An 11,058-nucleotide genomic window follows, 5' to 3' on the forward strand; every position below is an offset into this window, starting at 1 on the left:
ATGATTAGTTTTCAATACCTTTTCGAGCCATTACGCCTTGAAGGTAGTAATGTTTGACCTCTTTCATTTCCGTTACAAGGTCTGCCTCATCGATTAATTCTTGAGGAGCCCCACGGCCCGTAAATACGAGTTCCGTTTCTGGATGACGAGCATCGAGCAAAGCCTTTGTTTTATCCCATGTAATGAGTTCAAAGAAGAGCGCCATATTGTATTCATCAAGAACCACGAGATCGTATTCACCACTGCTGATAGCAGCTAGTGCACGTTCGTAGCCTTTTTCGATGAGCGCTACATAATCCTTTGGCGGATTGCCAGATTCAAAGACAACGACTTCATCGCCCCATTTAGCGAGTTCATCCTTGCTCTTCATCCCTTCTTTGATGATAAAGAATGGCTTGCCCACGGTTTCTAAGGTTAAATTCTTTAAGGTAGGTAAAATAGTATGTTCACTATATACTTTAGATTTCATAAATTGCAAAAAGAGGACTTTCTTGCCAGCGCCGATGGCACGGATGGCTAGACCAATAGCAGCGGTCGTTTTGCCCTTGCCTTCGCCGGTATAAACTTGTACATAGGCCTTCATAGATATACCTCCGTTCATATACTTTTATTTTACAATATATATATACAAAAGAAAAGAAAAAGAACTTGCTATTAGTGCATTTGCACGCATAACAAGTTCTTTTTCCTATGAATTATGTTTTATGTTACCTATATTCTGTTTTATATTACGTATATCATACTAATTTTACATGTATCGTATTGGTCTCACCTATTTAGTTACTAATTGGTAAGAAGATCATAGGGTCTGTAGGAGAGCCATTGAGGCGTACCTCATAGTGAACGTGGGCGCCTGTACTTTTACCAGTACTACCCATCAAGGCAATTGTTTGACCTTGTTTTACGCTCATACCAACCGTTACCAATACAGCACTATTATGACCATACCGTGTTACGAAGCCATTACCATGGTCGATTTCAACAAGATTACCGTAACCGCCCTCTGTATAACCGGCAAAGGTTACAACGCCAGCAGCAGTAGCCACGATTGGTGTACCATAGTCATCCGCAATATCTACCCCTTCATGGAACGCACCGATAGCGCCCGTTACAGGGTCCACACGGCTACCAAATGGAGAGGTAATAACGCCCTTGCTTGGCCAGATACTTGGTGTAGTGTTATTCGTAACACCACCAGAGCCAGCGGAGAAGTTGATGGATTGCATAGCCATAAGGTCTTGCGCACCACCATCGCGAAGGATATTACGCATTGTATAGAAGCTAACTAACAATTTTTGTGCGTCCTTATCCATTTTGGATAGACGCGCTGATAATTGTGCCGCCGTCAGCGTCTTTACTTCGCTTTCATCAGCGGCTGGCTGCTTTGGGTCGCTACCGTCCCCGCCACCTTGAGATGGTGTGCCAGATTCAGCGCCCTTAAGCATTTGCTTATTTTCTTCGCTAATTTGATTTAAATTTTGGATTTTCTTATCTAGAACATCTGTCTTTTGTTGTAATAATTTCAGCTGTTCCGATTGCAATTGTGTCTGTTGACGTAATTGCATCACCTCAACTTGGCGCACGATGCCCCAAATGCCGAGAACCAATGCTGCGATGATTAAGATAGAGCCAACAACGGCTGCTATTTTCGCCTGCTTGGTTGTTAATGTCAATATGCAGTTGTCACCATTTCTTTCAACTTTATTTGAAATAAATGCCGGTACTTTCAATACAAACCTTCCTTATTTAGAAACGATGGCGCTCGTTAACGCTTCCTCATTGGTGCGTTCGCCCAACGCTTCGTTCAAACTCTCTAATTCTTCTTGTGAAAGACTTACGAGACTTTTACCTTTCACAATGGGTTTACTAAAAATACGGGATTCATTACGACCGTAAATACTGGAGATACAGATGCCGTTATTGTTGCCGTCAAGCAATGTAAGCGCAAAGGACAAATCATTACCGATATTTTCAAAGGCGTTATATTTAATAAAGCCAATTTTTTGTATCGTATTGCTTTGAATATTGCGGATCGCCGCTTGCTCGGTCATCATAGTCTCAAGACCCTTCGCAGCATCGCGAATTTCGCTAACCTCTACAGATAATTTACGTTCTAGGCTCGCACCATTGTCCCCTTGCATAAAGAAATCGTATTTCTTTTTAAGACTCCCTAAGCGAATGTGCAAGATGACACAATACACTAACAACGCTATAACAAGGACGATGGTTGCCATGCCAATCCACGGTTGAATCGATTCGAACATGTATATTCCTTCCTATACAATCATTCAAACTCCAACACTTAATTATACCATTATTATTGTGAAAGTTAAATGACTGCATACAATTTAATTTAATATATCTAATATAGATAACGATACCTATATAGTAATTTATATAAAAGTATGTAATGCTGTATCTCAATCCATGTATTAGATACATATTACAATACTATTTATTAGCCCTCTAATTCGTCAACAAATGGGCTTATCGCTCGTTCTAGTATACCATGTAGAGCGGCTATGAGTACACCGTAATTTACGATTGATGTGCCTTGTACAACGGCACATTCAATGCGTCGTAATACCTCGCGGCGTGTGAGCATACAAGCACCACAGTGGATGATTAAATCATACTGAGATACATCTTTTGGGAAGGCTCCCCCACTCGTAAATTCTAGCTGTAAATCTGTATGCCCTTGCTTTTTAAGAAGATTAGGAATCTTAACAGTTCCAATATCATCGCATTGACGGCGATGTGTACAGCCTTCGCTGATAAGCACCTTAGAGCCTGCTTTCAAATTCTTAATTGCCTCTACACCAGCTACTAAGTCCTGTAATTTTCCTTTAAAGCGGGCCATCAAGATAGAGAACGACGTCAACGGAATTGTATTAGGTGTTAACTCATCAACTCGATCAAAGGCTTGAGAGTCACAGATAACCATCTTAGGTGGGTTCTTAAGAGAGTTAATCATAGCCGGTAATTCTTCTGTTTGGCACACTAACGCTAATCCTTTGTAATCAAGAATTTCTCGAATGGTTTGTACCTGTGGCAAGATAAGGCGCCCTTTCGGAGCTGCGCTATCAATAGGACAAACAAGAATGATAGTATCCCCCTCTTCTACTAAGCCCTGTAATAGAGTTTGTTCACCTTCTACATCAAGTGGTGTTAATCCGCCCAGAAGATCGAGTAATTCTAAGCGTTTAGTCTTAGATGTAAAATCAGCGGACCCAATTACGGTAGCTAAATCAGATAATCCCTTATGAGTTTCAACATAAGCAGATGCATCTACTTTATTTTCTTCTTTATTTTCTGCATTAATTTCATTAATAAATAATGCAATAGGCACATTATTTTGTTTTAAAAGCCCTAACCAGTGCATATCATCAGCAGTTGGTTCTTCATCGGTACGAAGTACATAAACAGCAAGGTTAATCTTCTTCACAACCTCTTCTGTTTTCTCCATCCGCAATGTACCTAATTCAGTTGTATCGTCTATACCAGCTGTATCGGTAATAACTACAGGTCCTAGTGGTAAAATCTCCATAGATTTGCTCACAGGATCTGTCGTTGTCCCTGCCACCTCAGATACGAGGGATACAGGCTGATCAGTTAACATATTAATCAATGTAGACTTACCAGCATTACAACGACCAAAAAAGCCAATATGCACGCGGTTTGCTTTAGGTGTTTGTTCCATAGTCTATCCTTGTTACTTAACATAACAGTAAAAGCGCAGCCCGTAGACTACGCTTTCACCGTGGATTGTAAATTGTATTTACATTATACAGAATTGTTATCGATTTGTCATTACTAAATTTACATAATTCGATATCAAATTTAGTATACCAATTATGTTATTTAATTAAAAATCCACTATATATAGTAATTACGTAGTAATAAAGAGTATATAGTTATGCATTGTAATTGCTATTACTATTACTATTGCTAAAGAATTAAACTCTAAATTCTACAGTTTCCGTATCATCTGTATGCTCTTGACCATCCATATAAGCAATGAGTCGTTCTAATTCTGCTTCAGAGGAAAAGGCAATTTCAATCTTACCTTGAACCTTTTTACCAGCGCGGAACTTAATATTTACAGGAGATCCTAAGCTTAATTTTAAACGATCCATAAGAGCACGTACCTCTGCAGTACTTTGCGGCTTAGCAGCCTTCGCCTTAGGCGTTTTATTTTGCATAGACTTAACAAGAGCCTCTGCTTGACGTGCACTTAATTCGCCCTCTTTAATGCGTTCAGCAGCTTCCATTTGTTGAGCTGCACTACGCAATGCCAACAATGGACGAGCTTGACCTACTGTTAAGTCACCTTCGATTAGATCTTTTTGTACAGAATCACATAATTTCAACAAACGAACCATGTTTGCAATATAAGAACGGCTGCGACCTAGACGAGCAGAAATCATTTCTTGTGTTTGTTTGTAAGTATCCATTAAACCTTGGTATGCCAAAGCTTCTTCAATTGGATCTAAGCCTTCACGTTGTAAATTTTCAACGAGGGCTACCTCTGTCATTTCTTCTGTATTATATTTCTTTACAACAACTGGTACTGTCTCTAGACCTGCAATAATAGCAGCACGGTAACGACGTTCACCAGCTACAATTTGGTATTTATTCTTTTGTTTACGTACTACAATTGGTTGGAAAATACCAAGATTTTTAATAGACTCAGCTAATGTGGCTAAACTATCTTCATCAAAGCTTTTACGAGGTTGATCTGCATTTGGAACTAATTCGGAAATTGGTAATTCGTGAATCTCCTTTTCAGGTAACACAGACTCTACAGTGTCCACCTTCATTAAGTTTCCAAGGCCCTTCCCCAAGCCAGATGATTTACTTTTCTTACTTTTAACTTCTCTAGGCATAACTAACCTCTCTCACCTTACATATAGTGGCTATATTAATTAATAACACTCAATTATTTAATAGCCAATGCATTAATTCTACTAATCTCAGACATTTGTTTAACTAAACACTTAGCCATTTAGCTCTTTCAGCTATATATAACCATTTATTTAGCTTTTGATGCTTTAATTACTTCTTTAGCTAATTTAGTATATACATCAGCACCCTTAGATTTTGGATCATATACGATAATTGGTTCACCATAACTTGGCGCTTCGCTAAGACGTACATTACGAGGAATAATAGTCTTATATACTTTATTGCCAAAAAATTTTTTCACTTCATCAGCAACCTGAATAGATAAATTTGTACGACCATCAAACATAGTTAACAAGACACCTTCAATTTCAAGGTCTTTATTAGATGTTTGTTGCACAATTGTTATAGTTTTTACTAATTGGCTAACCCCTTCTAATGCGTAGAATTCGCTTTGAATTGGAATCAATACGCTATCCGCTGCAGTGAAAGCATTTAGAGTTAATAAGCCAAGGGATGGCGGACAATCAATGATAATAAAGTCGTACTCATCGCGTACCGGTGCTAATGCTTTTTTCAACATTGTTTCACGTGAAACAACGGAAACGAGTTCCACTTCTGCACCAGCTAATTGAATTGTTGCAGGCGCTACAAATAGCTTTTTAAGCATTGTAGGCTGAACAATATCAGTAATAGGTTCACCATCGATTAGAACATCGTGTACACAGAGTTCTAAATCATCTTTTTCAATGCCTAAACCAGAGCTAGCATTACCTTGTGGATCTAAATCAACAAGCAATACTTTCTTACCAGCATCAGCCAAACAAGCGCTCAAATTCACAGATGTTGTTGTTTTACCAACGCCGCCTTTTTGATTAGTAATAGCTATAACTTTGCCCACTTAATTCACCTCACATGTTCGTTCAAAATATTTCTTTTTAATTATAACATAAAACAACGATAATTACGGTAATTACAAATCAAATTCTAGAAAAATATCTATAATTTCATCTATCATACACACTATTTTAAAAATTATATAGTTTACATAGCAAACAATGTGGGTTTAATGCATTTTTTCTTTAAACTTTACAATTAGTTTCCTTGATTGTTTCACGTGAAACAATTTAATTTTTCAGAAATGTGTGAGCTAAAACTCATACATAAATGTTTCACGTGAAACATTTATAGATAATTAAAATTTTGTAGTTACTCATAACGTAAATTTATAGTTATTCAACACATAACTTTTTAACACAAAAATTTTTATAGTAAAAAAGTAGACTTGGTATATAAATATATACCAACTTATAATTTTTACACATATTTTTTTCACACAGTTTTATTTTGAAATAACTAAGCTAAAAAAATTACAACCCAACTAATCTAAAATATATAACTAACCTAAAAATTCAATCCGCTAATTGAAATAGTTAAGCTAATAAAAATAATTCAATTGTTTCACGTGAAACAATTAGAAATAAAACAGTAAGATCATGAAGCAAATATAATAGATATAATAGATATAATAGATATAATACTTAAAACAATTATATTTATAACTTTTAGGATTAAAATATATTTTGATATAGCTTTAAGTTATACCAATTTACTACTAAATTATATGAGAATACAGGCCCTATATGCTTTGACAGGCATTGGTGATATCTATATACTATTAAATAGATAGTAATTATATTTATAGGCATGAAAAAGATCATTATAAAGATTGATTTAATCTATAAACAATATACTAATATTAAGTACACGCTCTACGGATACGCAGAGCTTTTTATTTTGAAAAGGAGGCGTTTCCATGCCCATTTATAACGGAATGCTTCCTGCCATCGATAAAGCAGAAGTAAAACGATACGCAGGACTTCGTCATGCAGAGGATTTTCCTCAAAATTATGTAGACGAAGCATGTAAAGAAATCCAGTTATTAGCTACACCTAAAGGTGTATATCAAGAATATGATTATGATGCTGAAACAAAGACAATTTTGAGCAATCCACCGCTTAAAATCGAAGGTTCCATCATTGAAAAACATCTAGAAAAGTCTACAAAGGTCTATGTATTAGGCGTAACAGTAGGTGAAGATGTAGAAATTCGCAGTGAACAGTTATTTAAACAAGGTAATTACACTGTAGGTTTGTTACTTGATGCAGCGGCTACAACAGCAGTAGAACAAGTAGCAGATCAAGTAAACGAAGTTATCAATACAATTGCTAAAAAGCAAGGCTATAAACCAACATGGCGCTTTAGCCCTGGCTATGGTAACTGGCCATTAGAAATTCAACCACAACTAGCTAAAATCATCAAAACAGAGATAATTGGCTTACAAGTAACAGAGAATTATTTATTGTTCCCACGTAAGTCTGTAACAGCTATCATTGGTTTGATGCCAGCTAACGAAGACATCAAAACAAAACGTGGTTGCACATCTTGTTCTCAAAAGGATTGTGCATCTCGTAAACTACCAGAAAAGGCGACTGTAACGTCTAATAACGAAGGCGAAGAGGGCTGTAACAAAACAACAGCCGAAGCCTCTGGTATCGCTATGAAAGGCCAACCAACAGAATAATGTTTCACGTGAAACATTATAAAATTTAGGATGATAAAGGAAGATGTTTATGTATATATTTGACGGTGCTATGGGCACAATGCTTCAAGCTGCAGGCTTAGAAGAGGGCTATTGTCCAGAATTATTTAACGTAGAAAAACCAGAAGTAGTAAAGAATATTCACGCTCAATACTTACAACACGGCAGTGATGTTATCACAACAAATACATTCGGTGCTTGTGGTCTCAAATTAGAAGATTACGACTTACAAGATCGTGTAAGAGAAATTAATATTGCCGCTGTAAAGGTAGCAAAAGATGCTATTGCAGAGTTTAAACCATCTGCTCGTGTAGCTGGTTCTATGGGTCCTACAGGTCGTTTCTTACAACCATTGGGCAACATGAGCTTTGACTCTATTTATGACACATACCGCGAACAAGCTGAAGCATTGATCGAAGGTGGCGTAGATTTCATTATCATTGAAACTATCATCGACGTACAAGAAATGCGCGCCGCTTTATTAGCATCTCTTGATGCTCGTGAAGCAGCAGGAAAGACAAAAGAAGATGTACAAATCATCTGTCAATTTTCTTTCAGTGAAGACGGTCGTACTATTACAGGTACACCACCAGCAGTTGCAACTACTATCGTAGAGGCTATGGGTGCTGATATTATTGGTATTAACTGTTCCCTTGGACCTGAACAAATCACACCTCTTATTGAGGAAATTGCAAGCGTAACAAACTTGCCAATTATCTGCCAACCAAATGCAGGTATGCCTCAATTAATTAATAAACAAACTGTATTCCCACTTACAGCAGAAGAAATGGGTCCATTGATGCTTCCAATCGTAGATGCAGGTGCCAGCTATGTAGGCGGCTGCTGTGGTACGACACCAGCTCATATTCAAGCAATTTCTGACGCTGTAAAAGCACATACACCTAAAGAACGTGCTCACGTAGAACCTAAAACAATCATTACGAGCCGTACTAAATTGTTAGAATTAGGTCACAATACAAAACCTCTTATCATTGGTGAACGTATCAACCCTACAGGCCGTAAAGTTCTTGCTCAAGAGTTACGCGATGGCTCTTTCATCCGCGTAAAACGCGATGCTTTGGACCAAGTAGAAGCGGGTGCAGACATCCTCGACGTAAACATGGGCGTAGCTGGTATGGACCAAACTCCATTGATGGAACGTGCTATCTTCGAATTATCCATGCTCGTGGAAACTCCATTATCCATCGACACATTGGATCCAGCAGCTATGGAAGTAGCTCTTAAAAACTACCCAGGTCGCGCTCTTATCAACTCCGTAAATGGGGAAGAGGAGTCCATCACTCACGTTATGCCATTGGCTAAACGCTATGGTGCAGCTTTACTTTGCTTGCCAATCTGCAGTGGTGATTTGCCTGAAAAAGCAGAGGACCGCGTTGCTTTAGCTGAAAGCATCGTAAATCGCGCTTATGGTTATGGTCTTCAACCACATGACTTATTACTTGACCCATTGGTATTAACACTTGCTAGCGGTGAAGATAGTGCACGCCAAACATTGCGTACATTACAGTTATACAAAGAGAAATTTGGCTTCCCAACAGTAATGGGCTTGTCTAACATCTCCTTCGGTATGCCTCAACGACCTTACTTGAACGGCCAATTCTTAACAATGGCTTTGGCATGTGGCTTAACTACACCAATTATGAACCCATTAAACTATCCAGCTAAAAAAGCGTTCGTATCTAGTACAACACTATTAGGCTGGGATCCAGGTTCTGCAGAGTTCATCAAAGAATACGGCTACGAAGACGAAACAAGTGCTCCTGGTAATGCTGCTCCAAAAGGTCCTGAAAAGAAATCCTTCGACAGCAATGATCCATTGGCGAATATCCGTGCTTGCGTAGAACAAGGCGAAAAAGAAGCCATTGTTGATCTTGTAAAAAAAGCGTTAGCTGACGGCATGGACCCATTAGATATTACGAAAAAAGGCTTATCTGAAGCGATGAACGTAGTAGGGGATAAATTTGGTTCTGGTAAATTATTCTTGCCACAAGTAATGCTCGCTGCTGAAACAATGCAAGCTGCTTTCAACACAATTAAAGAAATCATTCCTGCTAGTGAAAGCTTAGATAAAGGTACAGTCGTTGTAGCTACTGTTAAAGGCGATATCCACGATTTAGGTAAAAATATCGTAGCAGCCTTGCTTGAAAACAATGGTTACAAAATCGTTGACCTTGGCAAGGACGTTGATCCAGAAGTCATCGTTCAAGCGATTAAAGACAATAAGGCGGCTCTCGTTGGTATTTGTTCCTTGATGACTACTACAATGCCTCAAATCGACAATACTATCGCTGCTATCCGCGCTGCAGGCCTTAAAACTAAGGTCATGGTTGGTGGTGCTGTAGTATCTCAAGACTACGCAGACCAAGCGGGCGCAGACATCTACGCTAAAGACGGTATCGCTGCCGTTAACCACGCAAATGATTACTTTGAAACATTAGAAAAATAATTTCTAATTTACATGACACAAAACAAGGTGAAAGCTCATCTTAAAAACTTATTTTGATGGTGAAAACCACTAAAAAGAGTAAACAAGATTAGCTTTCACCATATGTATAGATCAAGAGGTACATGATGACATTAAGAGAGAAACATCAACAAGGGAAATTCACCATCACTGTTGAATTAGACCCACCAAAGAGCAGTTCTGCTCAAAAAGTATTCGACCAAGCAGCTCGTTTAAAGGGTAAGGTTGACGCTATCAACATCGCTGATAGCCCTATGTCCAAAATGCGTATGAGCCCAATTTCTTTATCTTATTTGTTACAACACAATAAAGATATCGAAACTATCTTCCACCTTACATGCCGCGACCGTAACATCATCGGCTTGCAATCCGAATTACTTGGCGCTGCAGCACTTGGCGTAAATAATATCTTAACCCTTACTGGTGACAAACCAGATAATGGGGACCATCCATTTGCACAATCCGTATTCGAAGTAGACTGCATGGGCTTACTTAACATCGCTAAAACTTTGAATTCTGGCAAAGACTTGGCAGGTAACGACTTAGACGAGCCTACAAACTTCTACATCGGTGCTACTGGTAACCCTGGCGCGCCAGATTTAGAAATTGAACGTCAAAAATTGGCTGCTAAAATTAAAAATGGTGCGCATTTCGTACAAACACAACCAATTTACGATTTAGAACAAGCAAAACGCTACATCGACAAAATGTCTGAATTCGATGTACCTATTATGCTTGGTTTAATTCCACTTAAAAGCTTCAAAATGGCCACATATCTACACGAAAAAGTGCCTGGGATCAACCTTACACAAGAAATCCTAGACCGCGTAGAAAAGGGCGGTAAAGAAGCGGGTACAGAAATCGCTATCGAAACATTGGAACAAATCAAAAAAATCGCTGCAGGCGTACATATTATGCCTTTAAACGATATCGATACAACATTACACATCATTGACCATGTATAAGTCATTGTAAGATCATCATAGGATAAGAAATCATAACCACCCGTAGAACGGGTGGTTTGCTCTGACCCTATAAGGGTCTTTCTCTAGTGGTGGCCCTCTAAAGA

9 protein-coding genes are annotated in these 11,058 nt (G+C 38.3%); 3 read left to right on the forward strand and 6 right to left on the reverse strand.

Translation table 11 applies throughout. The features are described from left to right. Nucleotides 1-4: 4 nt before the first annotated feature. The 6 genes from ACSV5T_RS07480 to ACSV5T_RS07505 all read right to left on the reverse strand — a co-directional run bounded on the left by ACSV5T_RS07480 (nt 5) and on the right by ACSV5T_RS07505 (nt 5,803). Nucleotides 5-583 (reverse strand): cob(I)yrinic acid a,c-diamide adenosyltransferase, encoded by a 579-nt coding sequence (locus tag ACSV5T_RS07480; protein ID WP_039968824.1) that lies wholly within the window; start codon nt 581-583, stop codon nt 5-7. A 193-nt stretch (nt 584-776) separates the two neighbouring features. After that, on the reverse strand, nt 777-1,730 hold the full coding sequence (locus tag ACSV5T_RS07485; protein ID WP_438320696.1) for a peptidoglycan DD-metalloendopeptidase family protein: 954 nt from the start codon (nt 1,728-1,730) through the stop codon (nt 777-779). Nucleotides 1,731-1,742: 12 nt separating this feature from the next. Continuing rightward, the gene (locus ACSV5T_RS07490) at nt 1,743-2,264 is read right to left on the reverse strand and encodes a DUF4446 family protein (RefSeq protein ID WP_105089981.1); all 522 of its coding nucleotides are present in this window, start codon (nt 2,262-2,264) and stop codon (nt 1,743-1,745) included. Between the two features lie 194 nt (nt 2,265-2,458). Further along, nucleotides 2,459-3,700: a [FeFe] hydrogenase H-cluster maturation GTPase HydF gene (gene hydF / locus ACSV5T_RS07495; protein WP_295825450.1), complete on the reverse strand. Its 1,242-nt coding sequence runs from the start codon at nt 3,698-3,700 to the stop codon at nt 2,459-2,461. A 256-nt stretch (nt 3,701-3,956) separates the two neighbouring features. Continuing rightward, nucleotides 3,957-4,886 (reverse strand): ParB/RepB/Spo0J family partition protein, encoded by a 930-nt coding sequence (locus ACSV5T_RS07500; protein ID WP_295825453.1) that lies wholly within the window; start codon nt 4,884-4,886, stop codon nt 3,957-3,959. Between the two features lie 146 nt (nt 4,887-5,032). After that, a complete protein-coding gene (locus ACSV5T_RS07505) occupies nt 5,033-5,803 on the reverse strand; it encodes a ParA family protein (RefSeq protein WP_060924859.1) in 771 nt (256 codons plus the stop codon). A gap of 915 nt (nt 5,804-6,718) precedes the next feature. On the opposite strand from ACSV5T_RS07505, the gene ACSV5T_RS07510 reads away from it, so the two are divergent. The 3 genes from ACSV5T_RS07510 to ACSV5T_RS07520 all read left to right on the forward strand — a co-directional run bounded on the left by ACSV5T_RS07510 (nt 6,719) and on the right by ACSV5T_RS07520 (nt 10,954). Then, on the forward strand, nt 6,719-7,486 hold the full coding sequence (locus ACSV5T_RS07510) for a methionine synthase (protein ID WP_438320697.1): 768 nt from the start codon (nt 6,719-6,721) through the stop codon (nt 7,484-7,486). Between the two features lie 49 nt (nt 7,487-7,535). Further along, complete coding sequence (locus tag ACSV5T_RS07515) at nt 7,536-9,971, forward strand: homocysteine S-methyltransferase family protein (protein WP_039968822.1); 2,436 nt, start codon at nt 7,536-7,538, stop codon at nt 9,969-9,971. Nucleotides 9,972-10,096: 125 nt separating this feature from the next. Beyond that, entirely contained in the window at nt 10,097-10,954 is an 858-nt protein-coding gene (locus ACSV5T_RS07520) for a methylenetetrahydrofolate reductase (protein WP_024063815.1), read from the forward strand. The last annotated feature ends 104 nt before the right edge of the window (nt 10,955-11,058 follow it).

The organism is Veillonella sp. ZSJB6 (assembly GCF_051549505.1).
GTDB lineage: Bacteria > Bacillota > Negativicutes > Veillonellales > Veillonellaceae > Veillonella.